At 45.2% G+C, this 21,450-nt stretch carries 20 protein-coding genes; 6 read left to right on the top strand and 14 right to left on the bottom strand.

Annotated elements, in window-relative coordinates; translation table 11 throughout:
- Positions 1–943 precede the first annotated feature (943 nt).
- The 8 genes from ilvA to leuB all read right to left on the bottom strand — a co-directional run bounded on the left by ilvA (position 944) and on the right by leuB (position 10,854).
- Positions 944–2,200, bottom strand: a complete 1,257-nt coding sequence (gene ilvA / locus BMX95_RS24380) for a threonine ammonia-lyase (RefSeq protein WP_081197210.1) — start codon at positions 2,198–2,200, stop codon at positions 944–946.
- Between the two features lie 134 nt (positions 2,201–2,334).
- Positions 2,335–3,402, bottom strand: a complete 1,068-nt coding sequence (gene ilvC, locus BMX95_RS24375) for a ketol-acid reductoisomerase (RefSeq protein ID WP_081197211.1) — start codon at positions 3,400–3,402, stop codon at positions 2,335–2,337.
- Positions 3,403–3,465: 63 nt separating this feature from the next.
- Positions 3,466–4,098, bottom strand: a complete 633-nt coding sequence (gene ilvN, locus BMX95_RS24370) for an acetolactate synthase small subunit (RefSeq protein WP_242672965.1) — start codon at positions 4,096–4,098, stop codon at positions 3,466–3,468.
- Between the two features lie 16 nt (positions 4,099–4,114).
- Positions 4,115–4,900 carry a class I SAM-dependent methyltransferase gene (locus tag BMX95_RS24365; protein WP_081197212.1) on the bottom strand — a complete coding sequence of 262 codons (786 nt, stop codon included), beginning with the start codon at positions 4,898–4,900 and terminating at the stop codon, positions 4,115–4,117.
- A 15-nt stretch (positions 4,901–4,915) separates the two neighbouring features.
- Complete coding sequence (gene ilvB, locus BMX95_RS24360; RefSeq protein ID WP_081197213.1) at positions 4,916–6,661, bottom strand: biosynthetic-type acetolactate synthase large subunit; 1,746 nt, start codon at positions 6,659–6,661, stop codon at positions 4,916–4,918.
- 68 nt (positions 6,662–6,729) lie between these two features.
- Positions 6,730–8,415: a dihydroxy-acid dehydratase gene (gene ilvD / locus BMX95_RS24355; protein ID WP_081197214.1), complete on the bottom strand. Its 1,686-nt coding sequence runs from the start codon at positions 8,413–8,415 to the stop codon at positions 6,730–6,732.
- A gap of 38 nt (positions 8,416–8,453) precedes the next feature.
- Positions 8,454–9,344 carry a branched-chain amino acid transaminase gene (locus BMX95_RS24350; RefSeq protein ID WP_081197215.1) on the bottom strand — a complete coding sequence of 297 codons (891 nt, stop codon included), beginning with the start codon at positions 9,342–9,344 and terminating at the stop codon, positions 8,454–8,456.
- A gap of 394 nt (positions 9,345–9,738) precedes the next feature.
- Complete coding sequence (gene leuB / locus BMX95_RS24345; protein WP_081197308.1) at positions 9,739–10,854, bottom strand: 3-isopropylmalate dehydrogenase; 1,116 nt, start codon at positions 10,852–10,854, stop codon at positions 9,739–9,741.
- A gap of 97 nt (positions 10,855–10,951) precedes the next feature.
- On the opposite strand from leuB, the gene BMX95_RS35700 reads away from it, so the two are divergent.
- The gene (locus tag BMX95_RS35700) at positions 10,952–11,077 is read left to right on the top strand and encodes a hypothetical protein (protein ID WP_262493522.1); all 126 of its coding nucleotides are present in this window, start codon (positions 10,952–10,954) and stop codon (positions 11,075–11,077) included.
- A 20-nt stretch (positions 11,078–11,097) separates the two neighbouring features.
- On the opposite strand, the gene BMX95_RS24340 is transcribed toward BMX95_RS35700, so the two are convergent.
- The gene (locus tag BMX95_RS24340; RefSeq protein WP_081197216.1) at positions 11,098–12,261 is read right to left on the bottom strand and encodes a 2-isopropylmalate synthase; all 1,164 of its coding nucleotides are present in this window, start codon (positions 12,259–12,261) and stop codon (positions 11,098–11,100) included.
- Between the two features lie 213 nt (positions 12,262–12,474).
- On the opposite strand from BMX95_RS24340, the gene BMX95_RS24335 reads away from it, so the two are divergent.
- A complete protein-coding gene (locus BMX95_RS24335; protein ID WP_081197217.1) occupies positions 12,475–14,043 on the top strand; it encodes a hypothetical protein in 1,569 nt (522 codons plus the stop codon).
- Between the two features lie 196 nt (positions 14,044–14,239).
- Here BMX95_RS24335 and moeB read toward each other — a convergent pair whose 3' ends face one another.
- The 4 genes from moeB to BMX95_RS24315 all read right to left on the bottom strand — a co-directional run bounded on the left by moeB (position 14,240) and on the right by BMX95_RS24315 (position 17,345).
- Positions 14,240–15,397, bottom strand: a complete 1,158-nt coding sequence (gene moeB, locus BMX95_RS24330) for a molybdopterin-synthase adenylyltransferase MoeB (protein WP_081197218.1) — start codon at positions 15,395–15,397, stop codon at positions 14,240–14,242.
- A 103-nt stretch (positions 15,398–15,500) separates the two neighbouring features.
- Positions 15,501–15,779, bottom strand: a complete 279-nt coding sequence (locus tag BMX95_RS24325) for a MoaD/ThiS family protein (protein WP_081197219.1) — start codon at positions 15,777–15,779, stop codon at positions 15,501–15,503.
- Positions 15,780–15,979: 200 nt separating this feature from the next.
- Positions 15,980–16,405 (bottom strand): M67 family metallopeptidase, encoded by a 426-nt coding sequence (locus BMX95_RS24320; RefSeq protein WP_081197220.1) that lies wholly within the window; start codon positions 16,403–16,405, stop codon positions 15,980–15,982.
- Between the two features lies 1 nt (position 16,406).
- Positions 16,407–17,345 (bottom strand): PLP-dependent cysteine synthase family protein, encoded by a 939-nt coding sequence (locus BMX95_RS24315; protein WP_207631456.1) that lies wholly within the window; start codon positions 17,343–17,345, stop codon positions 16,407–16,409.
- Positions 17,346–17,573: 228 nt separating this feature from the next.
- On the opposite strand from BMX95_RS24315, the gene BMX95_RS24310 reads away from it, so the two are divergent.
- From BMX95_RS24310 to BMX95_RS24295, 4 genes are all read left to right on the top strand, one after another.
- Positions 17,574–18,158: a Crp/Fnr family transcriptional regulator gene (locus tag BMX95_RS24310; protein ID WP_081197221.1), complete on the top strand. Its 585-nt coding sequence runs from the start codon at positions 17,574–17,576 to the stop codon at positions 18,156–18,158.
- Between the two features lie 72 nt (positions 18,159–18,230).
- Entirely contained in the window at positions 18,231–19,202 is a 972-nt protein-coding gene (locus BMX95_RS24305; RefSeq protein WP_081197222.1) for a quinone oxidoreductase family protein, read from the top strand.
- 254 nt (positions 19,203–19,456) lie between these two features.
- Positions 19,457–20,038 (top strand): Crp/Fnr family transcriptional regulator, encoded by a 582-nt coding sequence (locus BMX95_RS24300; protein ID WP_081197223.1) that lies wholly within the window; start codon positions 19,457–19,459, stop codon positions 20,036–20,038.
- A gap of 91 nt (positions 20,039–20,129) precedes the next feature.
- Positions 20,130–20,552 (top strand): DoxX family protein, encoded by a 423-nt coding sequence (locus tag BMX95_RS24295; RefSeq protein ID WP_081197224.1) that lies wholly within the window; start codon positions 20,130–20,132, stop codon positions 20,550–20,552.
- On the opposite strand, the gene BMX95_RS24290 is transcribed toward BMX95_RS24295, so the two are convergent.
- Positions 20,549–21,397 carry a fumarylacetoacetate hydrolase family protein gene (locus tag BMX95_RS24290; RefSeq protein WP_081197225.1) on the bottom strand — a complete coding sequence of 283 codons (849 nt, stop codon included), beginning with the start codon at positions 21,395–21,397 and terminating at the stop codon, positions 20,549–20,551. The genes BMX95_RS24295 and BMX95_RS24290 overlap by 4 nt on opposite strands.
- Positions 21,398–21,450 lie beyond the last annotated feature (53 nt).

Below are 21,450 nucleotides of genomic sequence, written 5' to 3'. Positions count from 1 at the left end.
AGTACTACACAATCTGATTGCCTGTTATTATCATACACTTGTTAAATGGTTATTATACGGGAAAGCTAACGCTCATCAGTGTTCTAAGTGTTTATTACTAATCGTTTGTTATGCACGGTTATATGTGTAAAAGTTTATACAAACAGATTTGTCTGCTGTGCTGTAACGGTGTAAATTTGCAGCGCAAAATCGAATATTCGCAGACAGCAACAGCAGCCAAAATACTCTTCGCTCATTCTAACCATTGTTGTGCAAAAGCCATTAACCTTTGCTATTCCATTTCACTTTGTGTTTTCATCACCATGCATCAATAACCAGTCACTGACAATGCTTTGCCTTAACGGTTAATCAAACATAATTTGTTTCATTTGAATATCCTTTCTCCCAATAAATCGGGAGAACCAGTATTCCATTATCCGTGGAAGACCAAGATCATAATATCCAATATCAGTCCATGTGCACTTTTTAACACTATTATTTCTGATATCCGCGAAAAACCAGGCTACGTAAATCCAATATCGATCTATGTATCGTTTTAATCCCTATTAGTATTTCAATATCCGGGGAAAACCATGTGTACAGAAATCCAATATCAATTGCCCTGTACCATTTAATTAACCTATTAGTTAGTTCCAATATCCAGGAAAAGCCAATCCGGTTCTATGAGGACAATCCATTTTATTTGTCCCCATTAGACGCATATATGTTTTGTCCCGTCCCGCAGATCATTGACGGCCCAATATCCGTGAAAAGACCATCCATAAGCAACCGATAGCAATTCTTCCGTAATCCAGTATCCTGTAAAAGAAGACCACCCGTCGGATTTTTTTCAAAAGGCCTTCCCGGTAATCGGGAGGGCTTTTTAATTAGCGGTAATTGGTAAGCATAAAAAAGTCCCCCCGATAAATCGAGGGGACCACCACTTAAACAGATAACATATGTTTTATACCAAATACCCAAACAGCGTATCGTTCTTATTTAACGCTGTATAGTCTATGTTATAACGTTGCATGTTTTGCAACAGTATATCGTAATCTTCTTTTTTCTTCAACTCAACACCTACTAATGCAGGACCGGTTTCTTTGTTTGTTTTTTGCATATACTCAAACCGCGTAATGTCGTCATTGGGTCCCAGTACATGATTCACAAACTCTTTCAGGGCGCCTGGTCGTTGTGCAAACTTTACCAGGAAATAATGTTTCAACCCTTCATACTGCAGGCTTCTTTCTTTTATCTCCTGCATTCTATCGATATCATTGTTGCTGCCGCTAATAATGCATACAACAGACTTTCCTTTTATCACATCAGCATAATCATCTAACGCTGCAATTGATAAGGCACCTGCCGGCTCAACCACTATCGCATCTTCATTGTATAATTTCAAAATGGTTGAACAGGCTTTTCCTTCCGGTACCAGGTGCATATCGTCCAACACTTCTTTACAAATCGAGAAGGTGATGTCCCCTACTCTTTTCACCGCTGCGCCATCTACAAAACGATCTATTTCATTCAACAACACAGGTGCACCGGCTTTCAATGCTTCGAACATGGAGGGAGCACCTTCGGGCTCACAACCAATAATTTTTGTTTTGGGTGAATACGTTTTCATGTACGATCCTACCCCGGCACTTAAGCCACCACCACCAACCGGTATAAATATATAATCTATCTCGGTTTGTTCTTCCAGTATTTCAACCGCCACGGTTCCCTGTCCTTCAATAATACGATAATCATCAAAAGGCGGAATGAAGGTCATGCCGTGCTGCTCGGTAAATTGCTTGGCAGCGATGGCACAATCATCGAACGTATCGCCAATGAGTTGAATTTCGATGTTATCTTCCCCAAACATGTTGGTTTGGTTCACCTTTTGCCTGGGTGTTATAATAGGCATAAATACCACCCCCTTTACGTTGAGCTTTTTGCATGAGTAAGCAAAGCCCTGTGCATGGTTACCCGCACTGGCACACACCACGCCCCGCTGTAACTGCTCGGCAGGCAACATACTCATCATGTTATAGGCTCCCCGCAGTTTGTACGATCGTACTACCTGCAAATCTTCCCGCTTCAGGTATACATTGCACTGGTATTTCTTCGACAGGTTGTGGTTGTACATAAGAGGTGTTTTGTTCACCACTTTTTTCAACCGCAAGGCTGCTTTATGAAATTCCAGTTCAGGCCTGGTTTGTGTGAATGCGCTCATACTTTGAATTAGTCCTTCTACTTCGTTCAGGGATAAAATAAAATTAGCCACCGTCCTTGACTCGAAATTTGTTTCCGCTGTTTTAGTTATCAGAAATTTCGGAACGGTGGCTAATCTTTTACAGTACTATGCTATTAAGCAACTACTTCGGCTGGTTTTTGATTTTCCGGACGAAGGCTGCGAACTGTTTTACCAGCTTGCCACATTTCGCTTTCACGCAGTTCTTTCAGCTCAGCTTCCAGTTTCTCACGGTAATCAGCCTGGCTGTTGCTGTCGATTGAACGTTGAGATTCTTTACCGGTAGCAACGCTTTCATACAAATCGTTGAATACAGGCAACGTTGCATCGCGGAACTTCTTCCACCAATCCAATGCACCGCGTTGAGCAGTAGTGCTACAGTTGGCATACATCCAATCCATACCATTTTCTGCAACCAGTGGCATCAGTGACTGGGTCAGCTCTTCAACAGTTTCGTTGAATGCTTCTGAAGGGGTGTGACCTTTACTACGCAATACCTGGTATTGAGCAGCGAAGATACCTTGAATAGCACCCATCAGGGTTCCTCTTTCACCGGTTAAGTCGCTGTATACTTCTTTTTTGAAATCAGTTTCAAACAGGTAACCGCTACCAACAGCAATACCCAGGGCAACTACTCTTTCTTTGGCTTTACCAGTAGCATCCTGGAAGATAGCGTAGCTACTGTTCAAACCACGACCTTGCAGGAACATACGGCGCAGTGAAGTACCAGAACCTTTTGGAGCTACCAGGAACACGTCTACATCTTTAGGAGGAACGATGCCGGTTTGCTCGTTGAAGGTGATACCAAAACCGTGTGAGAAATATAATGCTTTACCAGCAGTTAAATGTTTTTTAACGGTAGGCCACAATTGAATTTGGGCAGCATCGCTCAGCAGGTAGCAAATGATAGTACCGCGTTGTAATGCTTCTTCAATTTCAAACAATGTTTCGCCGGGTACAAAACCATCTTTCACCGCTTTATCCCAGGTTTTTGAATTTTTCCGTTGGCCTACGATTACATTGATACCATTGTCTTTCTGGTTCAGCGCCTGGCCAGGACCTTGTACACCGTAGCCGATCACAGCTACTACTTCATTTTTCAATACCTGTTGCGCTTTGGCAAGTGGGAACTCATCACGAGTTACTACATTTTCTTCCACCCCGCCGAAATTTAATTTTGCCATTGTTGAGAATATTAATTGTTATTGGTTTTTTGTTTGGTTCTATTTTAGAAGGGACAATTCAAATTACATGGTAAACACCTGGTCGCCTTTGCCTAAATATTCATTTTCTATTACTTCTTCACCGGGTTCTTTTTTCTCGAACTCTTTCAGCTTGCTGTGGAAACCACTGCTGGCTTTAATGATGGCCACCCGGGCGCTGCGTACGAATTCAATCAAACCATACGGTTCCAGTACTGCAATCAGCTTATTGATTTCTTCGCGCTGACCGGTTGTTTCAAACACTGTATAATCTTTTCTGATCACCACAGCTCTTGCTCCGTACTCACGCAACAACCGTTCTACTTTTACTTTTTCAGCAATTTCATCGGTAGGCACTTTGTACAAAGCCAGTTCCTGCCATACAATTTCGTCGTTGGTATTGTAATAGGCTTTCAATACTTCCACTTGTTTTTCAATCTGGCGCGCCAGTTTTTTCACTACTTCTTCCACTTCGTTGATGACGATGGTAAAGCGGTGGATGCCTTCTATTTCTGAAGGAGAGGTATTCAAACTTTCGATATTGATCTTACGGCGCGAGAACATGATAGCGATCCGGTTCAACAACCCAATCTGGTTCTCAGTATATACCGTTACGGTGAATTCCTGTTTCATAATATAACTTATTATCACCCGTGCCACGGTTTCGAACCGTGGCATGGGTTCGATTTGAGCTTTAATTTTCTTTTATGGCTACTACGCGTAACCTTTTATAATCTGCATACCATTTCTGGTTTCTGAACTGGGTTAACCGCAATGTTTCCTGTGCATTTTCCAGGATCTTCTCTTTTGCTTCCGCATCTACACCTTCCAATAATGCACCACAAAACATCTGCACCCAATCCCTGATACCATCCGCTGCATCTTTCAATTCAGTCTCACGATTATAATGAGCCGCGTAGGTAACCCTGAATCCCTGTTTTTCCAACAGACCGGTATACTCACTTAAAGAAGGATAGTACCATATTTCGTGTTCGCGGTCAGCATTCTGTGGGTATCCGAAAGCTTTCAGCGCATTGTTCAAGGCACGCATGATCAGTTGCACATTCCCTTTTCCACCCATCTCCAGCACCAGGCGGCCGCCGGGTCTCAGGTTCTTGTACATGCATTGAATGGCCTGCTCTTTTTCTGTTACCCAGTGCAGTACTGCATTGGAAAACAAGGCATCGAATGTTTCATTGAAGTCGAAATCGGTTACCGATGCCAGTCTGAATGGCAGGTGCGGGTATTCATTTCTCGCCTTCGCGATCATATCTATTGAACTATCCATCCCTGTAACCATAGCGCCTGAAGCGGCGATCAGGCTGGTTAAGTAACCGGTTCCACACCCTATATCCAGAATACGTTCGCCTTCCTGTGGGGTCAGCAGCTGTTGTACCAGGTACTCCCCATACTTAAAAACAAAATCATGTTTTTTATCGTACAGTGAAGTGTTCCAGGTATTTTTTTCTGTTATAGCCATTCGTTTCCTTTTTAATTATTTTAAACGGATCTCTGCTACGCTGCAACCTTGCGGTACCATCGGGAATACGTTGTTTTCCTTCCCTACCATTACTTCCAACAGGTAAGCACCTTTTGTATTCAGCATTTCACTCAATGCTTTTTTCAGGTCCTCCCTTTTTGAAATGCTTTGTCCTGGTATTTTGTATGCACTGGCCAGTGTTACAAAATTAGGACTGGCAATATCTACGAATGAGTAACGCTTGTCATTAAAGAGCTGTTGCCACTGGCGTACCATGCCCAGGAACTGGTTGTTCAGGATCAGGATCTTAACATCGATCTCTGTTTGCATAATGGTTCCCAATTCCTGCAGGGTCATTTGGAAACCGCCATCGCCAATGATAGCAACGGTAGTTCTTTTGGGCGCGCCTACTTTGGCACCTATTGCTGCTGGTAAGCCAAAGCCCATGGTCCCCAATCCACCGGAAGTGATATTGCTTTTTGAATTGGTGAATTTCGCATACCGGCAGGCTACCATCTGGTGCTGGCCTACGTCGGTTACAATAATGGCATCGCCACCTGTGAGCTCATTCAGGGTTTTTATTACCTCACCCATGGTCATTGCTTCGGTAGTAGGATTCAACTCAGGGTTGATGCAGGCTTCTTCTTCCTCTTTCATCATATCCTTGAACTTCTGCAACCATTGCGGATATACTTTTTGTTCTACCAGTGCGGTCAACATGGGCAGGGTTTCTTTACAGTCGCCCCAAACCGGAACAGTTGTTTTTACATTCTTGTCAACCTCCGCCGGATCAATATCCAGGTGAATCACTTTTGCCTGTTTGGCATATTTGTCTAACCGGCCGGTAACGCGGTCATCAAAACGCATTCCGATCGCGATCAATACATCACATTCATTGGTGAGTACGTTGGGGCCATAGTTGCCGTGCATACCCAGCATACCTACGTTCAACGGATGGTCTGAAGGGATAGCGCTCAAACCCATAACGGTCCAGGCGGTAGGGATACCTGCTTTCTCAATGAATTTTATAAACTCCTGCTCAGCTTTACCCAGGATTACACCCTGACCAAAGATCACAAATGGTTTTTGCGCTTCGTTGATCAGTTTGGCGGCTTCAGCCACGTATTCTTTACGTACGATTGGTGCAGGGCGGTAGCTGCGTACGTGATCACATTTGGTATAACCTTCGTAATCGAATTTTTGTATTTGCGCGTTCTTGGTAATATCGATCAACACCGGGCCGGGACGTCCGCTGCGGGCAATGTAGAACGCTTTTGCCAGTACGGCTGGAATTTCGGTAGCATCTGTTACCTGGTAATTCCATTTGGTTACCGGTGTGGTAATATTGATCACATCAGTTTCCTGAAAGGCATCTGTACCCAGCAGGTGCGCAAACACCTGACCAGTTACACACACCAATGGCGTACTATCGATCATTGCATCTGCCAAACCTGTTACCAGGTTGGTAGCGCCAGGACCACTGGTGGCAAATACGACACCGACCTCGCCGGATGAGCGCGCATAACCCTGGGCAGCATGGGTAGCCCCCTGTTCATGACGCACCAGTATATGATGAAGTTTTTCCTGGTAATCGTACAGCGCATCATAGATAGGCATAATGGCGCCACCTGGGTACCCAAAGATGGTACTGACACCCTCTTCCAGGAATGCTTCCAACACTGCGACCGAACCGCTGATATTTTTTACTGCTGGTTTCTTTTCCGTCTTTCCTTTGGCAGGTGCCTTTTCGATTGTACTCATAAACTTTTTTTTGTGATTCAATTGTCGTTTAGTTCCATTTCTTTTTTTGTGAGATGGAGCGGCATCGTTTATTCCGCTTCATCAGTTACACATCCTTCAGAAGCATCTTTTACCTGCTTCGCATATTTATACAAAAGTCCCTTTGTTACCTTTAACGCTGGTTGCTTCCAGGCCGTTTTGCGTTTTGCCCATTCGTCGGCATCAACCTTTGCATTGATGGTATTCTTCACGGCATCCAGTTCAATGATGTCACCATCTTTCAGGTAGGCAAGCCCACCGCCATCAAATGCTTCGGGCGTAATGTGTCCTACTACAAAACCGTGGGTACCGCCACTGAAACGGCCATCGGTGATAAGGGCTACGCTTTTACCTAAACCGGCACCGATCAGGGCCGATGTTGGTTTCAGCATCTCGGGCATACCAGGTCCGCCTTTGGGACCTACGTAACGGATCACCACTACGTCGCCAGGTTGTACCTTTTTACTTTGAATACCGGCAATCAGTTCAAACTCGCCATCGAATACGCGGGCGGGTCCTTCAAAACGTTCGCCTTCTTTACCGGTGATCTTGGCTACACTACCGTTTTCGGCCAGGTTACCATACAGAATTTGTAAGTGACCGGTAGCTTTTATCGGAGTTTCTAACGGGAGAATGATTTTTTGTTTGTTGAAGTCGAGATCAGGAACGCCGGCCAGGTTCTCCGCCAGTGTTTTACCAGTTACGGTTAAACAGTCGCCATGCAGCAACCCTTTTTGCAACAGGTATTTCATTACTGAAGGCAAACCACCATGCTCGTGCAGGTCCTGCATCAAATACTTGCCGCTGGGTTTAAAGTCGGCCAGCATGGGGATCTTATTGCTGATGGTCTGGAAGTCGTCTTGTGTGAGGGGAATGTCTACGCTCTTGGCGATGGCGATCAGGTGCAGTACAGCGTTGGTACTTCCACCGAGGATCATAATGGTGGTGATGGCGTTTTCGAAAGCTTTGCGGGTCATGATATCCTTTGGCTTGATATCTTTTTCCATCAACAGGCGGATGGCTTTACCCGCATCATAACACTCTTTTCTTTTTTCTTCACTGAGCGCCGGATTCGAAGATGAATAAGGCAGGCTCATTCCCAATGCTTCAATGGCCGATGCCATGGTATTGGCCGTGTACATACCGCCACAGGCGCCAGCACCCGGACAACTATTCATTACAATGCCTTTGAAATCTGCATCACTCAACTGACCGGCTATCTTTTGACCCAATGCTTCAAAGGAAGAAACGATATTCAGGTCTTGTCCTTTATAGTGACCGGGTGCAATGGTTCCACCATATACCATGATGGCGGGACGGTTCAACCGGCCCATGGCCATTAATGAACCCGGCATATTTTTATCGCAACCAGGAATGGTAATTACAGCGTCATAATATTGTGCGCCACAAACTGCTTCAATGGAGTCGGCAATTACGTCGCGGCTAACCAGTGAATAGCGCATACCATCAGTTCCGTTCGACATACCATCACTCACCCCAATGGTATTAAAGATCAACCCTACGAGGTCATTTGCCCAAACACCTTCTTTTACAATTTTAGCCAGGTCGTTCAGGTGCATGTTACAGGTGTTGCCATCGTAACCCATGCTGGCTATACCTACCTGTGCTTTTTTCAGATCTTCATCGGTTAAGCCAATGCCGTATAACATGGCCTGGGCGGCAGGTTGTGTTTCGTCCTGCGTAAGTGTCTTTGAATATTTGTTTATTTCTGCCATAGTACCTGTCTAAAAACTATTAAAATTGGATTTACTTATTATTTTGTCTGAATCATCGTTGCTTCGGTCACGCGCTCTTTGTATGCCAGTTGAATTTTTCTTCCCAGCGTATCGTTCCAGTTTTTGGGGAATAGGGCTTCATCAAGCGATTGCCAGCCGATCACTTCTGCTGCAGTACCGCAAAAGAAAGCAGCATCGGCCTGTTTCAATTCATCGGTAGTGAACAGGCGTTCTTCAACGGGAATGTTCATTTCTGCACAGATCTCCATTACCGTAGCCCGTGTTATTCCGGGTAAGATATTTCCTGTGGGCGGAGTAACCAGTTTACCATTCTTTTCAAAAAATACATTGGCGCCCGGACCTTCTGCTACATAATCATTCATATCAGTCAACAGGGCTTCATCAAAACCTTTTGCTTTTGCTTCCTGGCTGGCCAGTATCGAGTTCACATAGTGACCGCTTGCTTTGGCTTCAATACGAAAACCTTTGGGGTTGGGACGTTGAAACGATGAGGTCATTACGCGGAGTAATTTTTCTCCCAGGAACAAACCCATTTCCCAGGCAGCGATCATAATATATGATTCGTTGTTAGGATTGAAGCTCATATTGGCCGGTGCGTATACAACTGGCCGGATGTAAGCATTCTGCAGGTTGTTTTTTGCCAGTACCTCGTACGTGGCTTCAATCAGTTCATCAGTATCCCAGCTATAAGGCATGTTCAATGCGACGGCTGAGTTCTTCAACCGGTCGTAGTGTTCTTTTGCCTTAAAGATCTTTGTTTCCCCGTTGGTTGTTTTGTACGATCTGATGCCTTCAAAAACGGCATAACCATAATGAAGTGACTGACTGTAATAGTCAGTAGTAGCCTCGGCCGCTTTTACAAAAGTGCCATTGAGGTAAATGATCGTATTATCGTGATAGTAAGCCATGTCTGTTTTATTTAGAGTAAGGTCAAAAAAAAGACCCGCCTCGTTGGAGGCGGGTCTTTATGCTGATTTTTAGTATACGTTAAGCACCACCTCCATGAATTGCAGGAATAACCACCACCACCACAATAATTATTATTGCAGTAACCACAGAGATGATGTTATTAAAGCTGCTTTTTTGCATAGAGGAATTCGTGTGGAACAAATATACACCCGCCGTTTTGAATTATAAAGAGCTTTTTTCTAAATTTTTGTTTTTCCGGCCCTGATTTGCAGAAGTAAGACGTATGAAGTACGAAGTATGATTTTTCTGCAAGCACAGTCTTCCTTCAAATTTCTTACCTCTTATCTCCTACCTTCTACTTCTTCATCTCATCAATCACCAGCTGTTTACCAGCTAAATGATCGTTGATTTCCTCAATTCTATATTGGCCTTATTCACCCCACCTGGTATCCGGTTCGCTACAAAATCACTAACCAGTTCACCAATGGTTGACGTGAAATAAAAATTAATCGGATCAATATCTTTTGTTACAAAACCATTTACCAGCGTCCATTCTACTCCAAGCCTTACTGCCTCAGCTTCTTTAGCCAGTCCCAAATGGTCGAGCAACATGGCGGCAGACAGAATACATCCCAGCGGGTTGGCGATGTCTTTACCGGCTGCCTGCGGATAGGAACCATGGATGGGTTCAAACAGTGCTACTCCGGCCCCGATCGATGCGGAGGGTAATAAACCTAAGGAACCGCTGATCACGCTGGCTTCATCACTGATGATATCGCCGAACATATTTTCTGTAAGTATTACATCAAACTGTTTCGGGTTCAGGATGATTTGCATGGCAGCATTATCAACAAACAGGAAATCGACTTTCACCTCAGCGTACTGGGTTGCTATTTCCTGTACTACTTTGCGCCATAAGCGCGATGTTTCCAGCACATTGGCTTTATCAACCAGCGTTAATTTCTTGCGGCGCTGTTTGGCATACTGAAATGCCAGGTGCGCAATGCGTTCAATTTCCGTACGCGTATATACGCAATCGTCAGCAGCCCGGGTCCCATCTTCACTTAATTCCTTCTTCCCAAAATAAATGCCGCCGGTCAGTTCTCTGAAGATTATAAAATCAACTCCTTCTAATTGCTGTGCTTTTAAAGGAGATAAGTGTTGAAGTGAGGGGTACGTAGTTACAGGTCGAATGTTGGCAAACAATTGTAAGCTTTTCCGCAGTTTCAGCAGGCCCTGTTCGGGGCGTACTTTGGCGGAAGGATCGTTATCGTATTTTGGATGGCCGATAGCGCCAAATAATATTCCATCGCTGTTCAGGCAGGCTTCAATCGTTTCATCGGGCAGCGGGTTGCCGGTTTTATCTATGGCATCGGCACCCATTAAGCAATACTGGTAGTGGAACTCATGACCAAATTGCTCGGCAATGGCATTCAATACTTTTACCGCCTGCCGGGTTACTTCAGGCCCTATGCCATCACCTTCTATAACAACAATCTTTTTTTCCATAAAACGGAGTTTCAAAATACGGTTATCAAATCCCCGCATTCTTTCATACACCTATAGCCTAACCAGTGCCAACCGTTTGTAATGAAACATAACTTTCATGGTTATTTTTTCAATCAATGGTTGCACCATCAGGCGCGATAAAAAACTTTTATTAGTAATAGGGCTGGTTGGTTTTGAGAAAAAGCGTGGTGCAGACGCACCACGCGTAACAAAAACTACATGATTATGAGAAAATACTGCTCACTACACTGTGGCGGCCTGGTATTGATTTGCCAATACCTTCAGATCCTCATCTTCTACTTCTTTTTTCCTGTCTGCTACTTTCAAAAACTGTTCGTACAACACATCAATATCATTGCGGTTGAACATGAATCCCAGTTTATGAAAACGATGAGCCAAAGCGCTTCGGCCGCTGCGCGCTGTTAATACGATCTTACTTCCATCTGCCCCTACTTGTTCGGGGTTAATGATCTCATAGGTTTGTGCATCTTTCAAAAATCCATCCTGGTGAATGCCAGATGAATGAGAGAATGCATTGGCGCCTACAATAGCTTTATTCGGTTGAACGGGCATCCGCATAGTATCGGAAACCAGTCTGCTCAATGGGTTCAGTTGTTGTGTTTTGATATCGGTATAAAAACCGAGGCTTTGGTGCTGCTGGATAACCATAACCACTTCTTCCAGTGAGGTGTTTCCGGCTCTTTCACCTAAACCATTTATCGTACACTCGATCTGACGGGCTCCATTCATTGCACCGGCAATTGAGTTTGCGGTAGCCAGTCCCAGATCGTTGTGACAATGACAGCTGATTACTGCCTTGTCGATATTTGGTACATTGTTGATCAGGTAAGCGATCTTTTCGCCATACTGATGCGGCAGGCAATACCCTGTTGTATCAGGAATATTAACTGTGGTGGCGCCGGCAGCGATCACTGCTTCTACCACGCGGGCCAGGTACTCATTTTCGGTACGGCCAGCATCTTCGGCATAAAATTCAACATCATTGGTATAGTTCCGAGCCCATTTAACGGCTTGTTTAGCGCGTTCCAGGATCTCTTCACGGGTTGAGTTGAATTTCGATTTAATATGGAAATCGGATGTTCCGATCCCCGTGTGAATACGAGGCCTTTTAGCTGTCTTTAAAGCTTCGGCTGCTACCTCGATGTCTTTCTGCACAGCCCGGCTTAAACCACATATGACTGCGTTCTTGATCACTGATCCAATTTCACTCACACTTTTGAAATCGCCGGGTGAGGAAATGGGAAAACCAGCTTCAATGATATCTACACCCAATTCTTCAAGGGCCAAAGCAATCTCTATCTTCTCCTTGGTATTTAATTTACAGCCTGGCACTTGTTCGCCGTCGCGCAATGTTGTGTCGAAAATATAGACTTTGTTCTTTGGCATAGGTGACTCTATAAAGTAGGATTTTATTTAAAAAAAGCAGGCTGTTTGATTTTGTGTTGCTTGCTATTAAAGAGAATAACAACCTGCTGAACCGAAATTATTCCTGATTAAGTAACTTCAAAAACCAAATTTGTACTTAATTTACACTATTTAAATAGGTTGAACCCGTCCAAAACCCCTGAGGGTCAAGGACTTTAATGACTTTTGATTACGATGCCCAACCGTTCCACAGACGCCTTATTCCAGCTGGTGAAATCGCTGGAGAAATCGGAAAAACGCAATTTCAAGCTGTATGTACAAAGAAATTCATCCAGTGAGAACCTGAAAATTGTGCAGCTTTTTGACGCCCTGGATAAAATGGACACTTACGACGAAAATTTGCTGTTGAGTAAGTATAAAGATCTGAAAAAGCAACAGTTATCGAATATAAAGGCCCATTTATACAAGCAGATCCTGAGCAGCCTGCGCCTCATTAAAAATGAGAACAACATCGATATTCAGCTGCACGAAATGATGGACCATGCCCGCATCCTGTACAACAAAGGATTATATCTCCAAAGCCTCAAGATGCTGGACCGCATGAAGGAGCTGGCCCGCACCAATAACCAGATCACCTACTTGTTGCAGGTACTGTTTTTTGAGAAAAAGATCGAGGCCCTGCACATTACGCGCAGTATGACCGACCGTGCCGAGCAGCTGACAGGCGAGGTAGATGAAACCAATCGCCGCCTGGTAATGGTAAGCAAACTGAGCAATTTATCACTGCTGCTCTATAGCTGGTATATAAAGAACGGCCATGCCCGCGATGAAAATGATGAAAAGGAGATCCAGCAGTTCTTCGCCCAGCATTTCCCCAAAGGGGCCGATGAAGCCAAAGGCTTTTACGAACGCCTGTACCTGTACCAAAGCTATTGCTGGTACGCCTTTATTCGCCAGGACTTTCTGCAATACTACCGAAGCACCCAAAAATGGGTGGAATTGTTTGAAAAAGAACCATTTATGATAGAAGTGGAAACGGCCCACTTTATCAAAGGCATGCACAACCTCATGGGTGCCCACTTCGATCTGCAGAACCATACCAAGTTGAAAGAGTCCCTCGAGAAATTCGAAACCTTTTGCAACAGCGACCTGGTGATCAACAACCACAATAACCGCATCCAGACTTTTGTATACCTCCATGTGAGCAAGATCAACATGCACTTTATGGAGGGCACGTTCTCTGAAGGGTTGAAACTGGTACCTTATATCGAAGAAAAGCTACAGGAATACGAGATCTATCTCGATCGCCACCGCATACTTGTTTTCTATTACAAATTCGCATCCCTGTATTTTGGCAGCGGGCACTACGAAAAAGCCATCGATTACCTGAATAAGATCATCAACTGGAAGGTTGACCTGCGTACCGATCTGCAGTGCTATAGCCGCCTGCTGCATTTAATAGCCCATTACGAACTAGGTAATTTTCAGTTGCTGGAATACCTGTTCAAATCGGTTTACCGCTTTATGGCCAAAATGGGCAACCTCAGTGTGGTGGAAGAAGAGATCTTTCGCTTTTTACGGCGTACGTTCCATTTGTCGCCCCGCCAGTTAAAACCCGAGTTTGCCAAACTGCTGGAACAGTTAAAGCAATTACAGGCCAACCGGTTCGAAACCCGGGCCTTTGCTTACCTGGATATCATCAGCTGGCTTGAAAGCAAAATGGAAAATATTCCGGCTACGGAGATTGTGATCAGGAGGAAGTTTTTGGCGAAAATGAAACGGAAGGCAGATCCGGCTCCTTAGTTTTAAGTTGAAAGTTTAAAGTTGAAAGTTGAAAGCCGGGTTTGTAAGTTTTTAGGTTATTGAGTTCTTAGGTTATTGAAGTTATTGGGTTCTTGGGTTATTGAGTTTTAAGCTACCTAAGAACCTAAAAACCTACGAACCTAATAACTATTAGCTTGCCCTCTATCAACTTTGTCAACCCTATCAACGCTATCAACTAGTATCTCGTCAATTCCGGCTTCACTTCATCGATATAAGCGAGTATGCCCCCTTTCAGGTTGTACAAATTAGTGAACCCGAACTTTTCTTCCAGTTCCCGGATGGCTTTGGCGCTGCGGCCACCCATTTTGCAGTGAACGATCACGGGAATGTCTTTATGGAACTTATCAGCCTGTTCGGCAACAGTGGCCAATGGTATCAGTTCGGCGCCGATATTTACAATGTCGAACTCATGCGGCTCACGCACATCGATGAGTTGAAAGGGCTCACCCTTCACCTGCAGCTCATATAATTCTGCAGGGGTAATTTCCTTTACCGGTTTTTCTACTGCTTTTACCCCACAGAATTGTTCATAATCTATCAACGTGGTAATACCGGGATTTTTTCCATTCAATGGATTGTCGTCACGGCGGGAGATGTTAAACGTGCGGCTTTCGAAATTCAGGGCATCAAAAATATAGAAGCGTCCGGCCAGTGGTTCCCCTACCCCGGTGATCACCTTGATCACTTCCAGCGCCTGCAAACTTCCAATGATGCCAGGTAATACCCCTAAAACGCCGCCTTCGGCACAACTGGGCACTAATCCCGGTGGTGGCGGGGTTGGATACAGATCGCGGTAATTCGGTCCCAGCTCACCGTTGGCATGGGTGTAGTTGAATACCGATACCTGTCCTTCAAACTGGAAAATGGAAGCATAGATATTAGGCTTACCCAATAATACACAGGCATCATTTACCAGGTAGCGGGTGGGAAAATTATCGGTACCATCGGCCACTACGTCGTAATCTTTTATAATATCCAGTGCGTTTTGTGAAGTGAGCTGGGTATTGTACAACACCAATTCAATATGCGGATTCAATGCCTGCAGCCTCGCTTTGGCGGCTTCTACTTTTGGTTTGCCTATTTCATTTACGCCGAACAATACCTGGCGTTGCAGGTTGCTGTCGTCTACCACGTCAAAATCAACAATCCCTATGGTGCCAATACCGGCAGCCGCCAGGTACAATAACACCGGACTTCCCAACCCGCCGGAACCTACTACCAGCACTTTGGCAGCTTTTAGTTTTTGTTGAGCCGCTAATCCGAATTCAGGAATTATTATGTGACGGTTATATCTGGCTAATTCTTCTTTTGAGAATGTCACTTGTGTACTCATAGTGCTTTGGTTTATTAGCTTACAAACTCAATAACTTAAAAACTTACAAATTTCCCCGCCTCGCCCGCCGAAGCCTTGGCGTAGGAGGGCCCTCTCCCTTTCATTACTGCCTACCCCCCGCAATCGCCGGCACAATACTGATCACAGAATCCTGTTTTACGCGTGTATCTCCCTGCTGCAGATCACGAATGTCGTCATTTCCCACAAAAATATTTACAAATGAACGGATCTGTCCGTTATCATCCAGCAGGTGCTTTTTAAGGTCAGGAAAGTTACCTGTCAGCTCATCCACTGTTTGGGCAATGGTATCTGCCTGAACATTCAGTTTAGCGGTATTGTTCGTAAATTTTCGTAATGGAGTCGGGATAATAATTGTTGCCATAAGTTGATTAATGTTTATTTATTTTTTAATAAAAGATGTTTCTGGTTCTGAGTTCTATGTTACCGCGTCGCGGCCTATTGCCTACTGCCCATTGCCCTCTGCCTTTCTTCTCTGCCCTCTGCCTTTCTTCTCTGCCCTCTGCCTTTCTTCTCTGCCCTCTGCCTTTCTTCTCTGCCCTCTGCCTTCTGCCCTCTGCCTTTCTACATTGCCAGCAAATGATTATTCTCTTCTTCAAATTGCATATCATCATTTAGCCGCCACGAGCGAATAGGTCCCGGTTCCTTGTCATTCACAGAAATGATCAAATACGAGAAGAAGGGTTGTGCCGCTGCCCGGTCGTGTTCCGATGGTATCGCCGGATGATTGGGATGCGAATGATAGATGCCCAGCAATTCAATCTGTTGCTCTTCTGCATAATTCTCCGCGTTTATATAATCCTGGGGCGCAATTTCGAACCGGCGGCGTTGGTCGCCCTCTTTGGCATTGGTTACAGTACGTGCCTGTGTGATGTGGCGGCGGCCATTGCTGTCTTCATGGCCAAAAACAAAACCACAACATTCATTGGGGAAGGCCTGTACGGCATCATCCACAATTACTTTTTGTACGTCGTTTTCCAGTATGATCATGTTATAATAGTTTTTTGATGAGGTCTTTGTATTTGTCGGCATTGTCGGGCAGAACCGTTACCACTATCCCGCGATCGAGTTTTTCGGCCACCCTGATTGCACCTGCCAGGTTCGCCGCAGAAGACGGACTCAACAGCAACCGTTCATAATGAAAAGCAGCTTTGATCATTTCCCAGGCTTCTTCGGTACCAACTTCCAGGTTGTCGTCAGCCAGCGTATTGTCGTAAATGCCGGGCACAATGGCGGTTTCCAGGTGTTTCCACCCTTCCAGCCCGTGCAGGGGATTATCGGGCTGTAATGACGTCAGGTGAATGTCCGGGTCCAGTTCTTTCAATCGCCGGCCAGTACCGGTAAAGGTGCCGGTAGTGCCCAACCCGGCAACAAAATGAGTGATGCCCGGCTGTTCATTAAATATTTCCAGGGCGGTGGAATAATAATGTGCTTTCCAGTTGTTGTCGTTCCTGTACTGATCGGCATAGAAATAGGTACCAGGTTGCACATCGGCCAGGGCTTTAGCCACCTGCTGCGCACCATCGGTACCTTCAAAACGGCAGGTGTAAATGATTTCGGCACCAAGGGACTTTAAGATCTCTTTTCTTTCAGGGGAAGCGTTTTCCGGTAAACACAAAGTAACGCCAATCCCTAACCGGCTGCCAATGGTGGCATAGGCAATACCGGTGTTGCCGCTGGTAGCATCGAGCAATACTTTTTGTTTGTTAAGGTCGCCGCTTTCAATAGCTGCTTTAAAAATGGCATAACCGGCCCTTGCTTTTACACTACCCGATAATTGTTCCCATTCCTTTTTGGCATAAATGGTCACCCCAGGTTTATTAAACAGCCTGGTAATGCGGTGCAATGGCGTATGGCCAATTTGTACGCCCAGCAAATGTACCTGCCGCATCAGCTGGTGATCGATTGTCATGCCTGGCATGTCCGGCATAGAAAAGGTTTTAAATAAAAAAAAGACCCCACGGTCGGTGGAGTCGTTTCATGTATATATAAAATATTACATAACCTAAGTAGTGCTACCCTCCACCATAATAACCTTCTTTTGCTTACAACAGCAACAACAACAAGCAGTGTATGGAGCAAGATTGGTCATTGGATGAATTGTATCTATCCGAATATACGAAGAAAATCGGGAAATTGGCTATCTTTTGAACCAATTATGTTTTTCCATTTCAGACAAAAATTCCCGCAATTAAACGCCTATTGGGACAAGTACCTGCCTTTTCAAAAACGACAGGAAGTGCCCGCCAAAACCTTGTTGTTAGCGGAAGGCAGGCGATCACAGCAATATATCTTTATCGAGAAAGGTTGTTTACGGGCATTTCTAAATAAAGACGGGAACGATAAAACCGTGCAATTCTTTTTTGAACAGGAAGGACTGGCATCGTTTGAAAGTTTTGTCAACAACACCCCCAGCGTGATCTCCATCGAGACCATCGAGCCATCGATCCTTTATATGCTGCCAAAGAAATATGTGTTACAACTGGTAGAGGAACTGAGCCGGGAACCCAACTTTGCGCAAATGGTGCTGCAAATGAGCGCCCAGCGGCAAGCCCATTATATGAATGAGTTTGTTTCCTTTATCCGCGATACACCCGAACAACGTTACCAGAACCTGCTGAAGAAAAAACCCAAGATCGTTCAACGGGTGCCCCAGCATTACATTGCTTCTTACCTGGGAGTTAGTACGGTTCACCTGAGCCGCATAAAAAGCAAACTGGCCAAAGGGAAATCCCATTTCTAAAACTTGATAACATATGTTATCGTTCAAGGGCTTTGCGCTGCGCTAATTTTGTGCTATCAAAAACAAATCAATATGAAAGCAGTGATAGCCTATCCAAACGGATCAATTACCGAAAACCTGAATTACCCCGAGCCGGTTGCCGGGCACAGAGATGAATTGCTGGTGACTGTTAAGGCAGTAGCCATTAAACATATCGACAGAAGCCGGGCAACGGGCCAACATTATTCAAGTGATGGTACACAGGAAGATGGCCGTATTATCGGGAGCGATGGCGTTTGCCTGTTACCCAATGGCAAGCGGGTATATGCCATAGGTGAAACCGGTATGATGGCAGAAAAAGCCATTATTGACCGCGACAGGATTGTACACATACCTGACGGTGTTGACGATGCCCTGGCAGCCGCCTTGCCCAATGCCGTTATTGGCGCCGCCATGGGACTGAAATTCAAAGCTGAGATTCAACGGGGCGATATCGTGCTGATCAATGGCGCTACCGGTTTTACCGGCCGGGTAGCTGTACAAATAGCCAAATGCCTGGGCGCTAAAAAAGTGATCGTTACCGGTAGAAACCCCGATTCGTTAAAGGACCTGGTGCTCCTGGGCGCCGATGAAATTATTTCCATAACCCAGGATGATGACAGTTTCAAAAAACAATTGTCAGACATTCACGCCCAAACACCCATCGATATAATTGTAGATTACCTGTGGGGGCACAGCGCAGAATTGATCCTTTCCTGCATCAAGGGCAAAGGTATTTTTAGCAACAAAATACGGTTTGTATCAGTGGGCAGCATGTCGGGTGACAGCCTACAGTTATCTGCCGCCGTCCTGCGCAGTGTTGATCTGCAACTAACCGGGTCAGGACTGGGCGCCTGGACAAAATCCCAGGTTGGTCAGTTCTTCAGTGATATAATGCCCGAAGCGTTCAAACTCGCAGCAAAAGGAAAGTTGAAGGCAGATACCGTTACCGTACCAATCAGTAATCTCGCCACCCTGTGGGACGTTGAAGTTCCCAATGGACAACGCCTCGTTGTTACCCTTTAGCCATTCTCCTTCTTTTAATCACTTAATTTATCATTATGATAGCAGCATTATTAATTGCCGCCTGGTCGTTCCTTGCCATTAAGTTCCGTAAGTATCTTCCATTGGGCAGAAGGCAGAGGGCAGAGACGAAAGGCAGTAGGCAGTAGGCAGCGACGCGGCCTTCCTGTGGTCGAAGCAATCAAAACAAAAACTAAGAACTCAGAACTAAAAGGCCAGAACTTGGAACTCGGAACCCAATAACTTATCTTACATGAATGTTCGCAACCATCAAACAATCATTGCAAAAAATAATGCCTTCCATTACCGAAGAGGAAATGGTATTATTTATCAGCAAGCTGGAACAAAGGACGATTGCAAAACATGATTTTTTTGTGAAGGAGGGACAGGTGGCGCATGAGATGGGCGTGGTAACCAAAGGCGCCTTTAGAATGTTTTTTACGTACCGGGAACGGGAACAAACCGGTCATTTTATGTTCGAGGGACAATGGCTGGGCGACTATGAAAGCTTTCTAACCCAAAAACCAGCCATGAACAATGTACAAGCGTTGGAAGATAGTGAGGTATTCTGCCTGTCGTACGACAACATGCAGCAACTGTACAAATTGGGCGCGCACTATGAACGGTTTGGCCGCCTTATTGCGGAATATGTTTACCTGGTGGCCATGAACTCGTACAAATCACTGTTGCTAAAAACTGCCGAAGAAAGATATATGGAATTACTGGATACGCAACCACATATCCTGGAACGGTTGCCACAACACTACATTGCCTCCTACCTCGGCATTCAGGCCCCCAGTCTCAGCCGCATACGAAATAAGCTGGCGCAAAAACATTAACCCATGTTAAGAAAACGGAGTTGCTTTTTGCCTCTGGTTAATGGTTTTGTGGGTTAACCATAGCAATTTTGTGGAGACAATCCTAAATGTTATGGCATTCTTAATCGGACTTATTTCCTTCTTTGGTATTGGCTTTTTGATCAGCCTGTTATCGGGTGGCAGTTGGTTACCCGCTTTAAACGACAAAGGCGCCTTTGCCCTTACCATCATGTTTGTACTGGTAGGTACCAGCCATTTTGCCAAACGCGAAAAACTGGAAGCAATGATACCGCCCCGCTGGCCATACCGGCGTGCGATGAACTATGTCAGCGGGGCGGCAGAAATTATCCTGGGGATCCTGGTATTGTTCGCAGCTACCCGTACCTGGGCAGCTTACGGACTGTTATTATTGCTAATAGCCGTATTTCCGGCCAACATATACGTGGCACGGGCAAAACCTAACTGGTACAACGTTTCGAGGCTGTTCTTCCAACCCGTGTATATGTTGTGGATCTGGTATTTCTGTTTGCGTTAATTCTCTTTTACATCCACCCTATTCACCATGGTGCCAATACCATCGATGCTGATGGTAACGCGGTCGTTGGGTTGTAACGTAAAATCGGTAGGCGGCACCAGGCAGGTGCCGGTCATCAGGAAACAACCGGGTTCAAAATCGCATTCTTTGTACAGGTAAGCAACCAGCTCGGGCAACATCCGTTTCATGCGGCTTACCGTGGTACTGCCTTCGTACATTTTTACCTCATTGCGATGAATGGTCATATAGATGCCTGTTTCCGCGGAGATCGGTTGTTCGGGCACATACAGACAAGGTCCTAAACCCGCGCTTTTTTCGTAAACCTTGGCCTGCGGCAGGTACAGCGGATTTTCTCCCTCTATGCTTCTTGAGCTCATATCGTTGCCAATGGTATAACCCTGAATAACACCAGCCGCATTGATATACAATGCCAGTTCCGGCTCGGGCACATTCCAGGTAGAATCTTTACGGATGAACACCGTTTGCTCATGACCCACTACCCGGTGTGGCAATGCTTTAAAGAATAATTCGGGACGTTCGGCTTCATATACCCGGGAATAACAATCGGCTCCGCCGGTATCTTTTGATTCTTCCATCCGCGCATCCCGGCTGCGTAAATAGGTAACACCGGCCGCCCATACTTCCTGCGAGCCAATGGGAGGTAACAGCTCACGCTGCCACTCGGCCGCTTCCGCGCTGGTGATTTTCTTTCCATTCAAATATTCGCCCAGCAGGCAGGCATACAAATTATCGCGATTGATCAGTTTATCCCATTCCTGCTGCAATACATAATATTCCTCTTTAAACTGTAACAGTATTCCTTTGGCCGTTTTGTATAATTTCATATGTGCAGGTATTTTATTACCGACACTAAAATAACGAATAAATATCTTTCCTG

The organism is Niastella yeongjuensis, assembly GCF_900110245.1.
GTDB lineage: Bacteria > Bacteroidota > Bacteroidia > Chitinophagales > Chitinophagaceae > Niastella > Niastella yeongjuensis.
Note: the sequence above shows the minus strand (reverse complement) of the source record. Positions and strands in the feature narration are given on the sequence as shown.

What these genes read in the sequence shown, in the direction of transcription:
- BMX95_RS24365 (WP_081197212.1), bottom strand. Translation starts at nt 4,900, where the DNA reads ATGGCTATAACAGAAAAAAATACCTGGAACACTTCACTGTACGATAAA.
- leuB (WP_081197308.1), bottom strand. Translation starts at nt 10,854, where the DNA reads ATGGAAAAAAAGATTGTTGTTATAGAAGGTGATGGCATAGGGCCTGAA.
- BMX95_RS24295 (WP_081197224.1), top strand. Translation starts at nt 20,130, where the DNA reads ATGGCATTCTTAATCGGACTTATTTCCTTCTTTGGTATTGGCTTTTTG.
- BMX95_RS24315 (WP_207631456.1), bottom strand. Translation starts at nt 17,345, where the DNA reads ATGCCGGACATGCCAGGCATGACAATCGATCACCAGCTGATGCGGCAG.
- BMX95_RS24290 (WP_081197225.1), bottom strand. Translation starts at nt 21,397, where the DNA reads ATGAAATTATACAAAACGGCCAAAGGAATACTGTTACAGTTTAAAGAG.
- BMX95_RS24335 (WP_081197217.1), top strand. Translation starts at nt 12,475, where the DNA reads ATGCCCAACCGTTCCACAGACGCCTTATTCCAGCTGGTGAAATCGCTG.
- BMX95_RS24300 (WP_081197223.1), top strand. Translation starts at nt 19,457, where the DNA reads ATGTTCGCAACCATCAAACAATCATTGCAAAAAATAATGCCTTCCATT.
- BMX95_RS24320 (WP_081197220.1), bottom strand. Translation starts at nt 16,405, where the DNA reads ATGATCATACTGGAAAACGACGTACAAAAAGTAATTGTGGATGATGCC.
- ilvN (WP_242672965.1), bottom strand. Translation starts at nt 4,098, where the DNA reads ATGCCACGGTTCGAAACCGTGGCACGGGTGATAATAAGTTATATTATG.
- ilvB (WP_081197213.1), bottom strand. Translation starts at nt 6,661, where the DNA reads ATGAGTACAATCGAAAAGGCACCTGCCAAAGGAAAGACGGAAAAGAAA.
- ilvC (WP_081197211.1), bottom strand. Translation starts at nt 3,402, where the DNA reads ATGGCAAAATTAAATTTCGGCGGGGTGGAAGAAAATGTAGTAACTCGT.
- BMX95_RS24310 (WP_081197221.1), top strand. Translation starts at nt 17,574, where the DNA reads ATGTTTTTCCATTTCAGACAAAAATTCCCGCAATTAAACGCCTATTGG.
- moeB (WP_081197218.1), bottom strand. Translation starts at nt 15,397, where the DNA reads ATGAGTACACAAGTGACATTCTCAAAAGAAGAATTAGCCAGATATAAC.
- BMX95_RS24305 (WP_081197222.1), top strand. Translation starts at nt 18,231, where the DNA reads ATGAAAGCAGTGATAGCCTATCCAAACGGATCAATTACCGAAAACCTG.
- BMX95_RS24350 (WP_081197215.1), bottom strand. Translation starts at nt 9,344, where the DNA reads ATGGCTTACTATCACGATAATACGATCATTTACCTCAATGGCACTTTT.
- ilvA (WP_081197210.1), bottom strand. Translation starts at nt 2,200, where the DNA reads ATGAGCGCATTCACACAAACCAGGCCTGAACTGGAATTTCATAAAGCA.
- BMX95_RS24325 (WP_081197219.1), bottom strand. Translation starts at nt 15,779, where the DNA reads ATGGCAACAATTATTATCCCGACTCCATTACGAAAATTTACGAACAAT.
- ilvD (WP_081197214.1), bottom strand. Translation starts at nt 8,415, where the DNA reads ATGGCAGAAATAAACAAATATTCAAAGACACTTACGCAGGACGAAACA.
- BMX95_RS35700 (WP_262493522.1), top strand. Translation starts at nt 10,952, where the DNA reads ATGGTTATTTTTTCAATCAATGGTTGCACCATCAGGCGCGATAAAAAA.
- BMX95_RS24340 (WP_081197216.1), bottom strand. Translation starts at nt 12,261, where the DNA reads ATGCCAAAGAACAAAGTCTATATTTTCGACACAACATTGCGCGACGGC.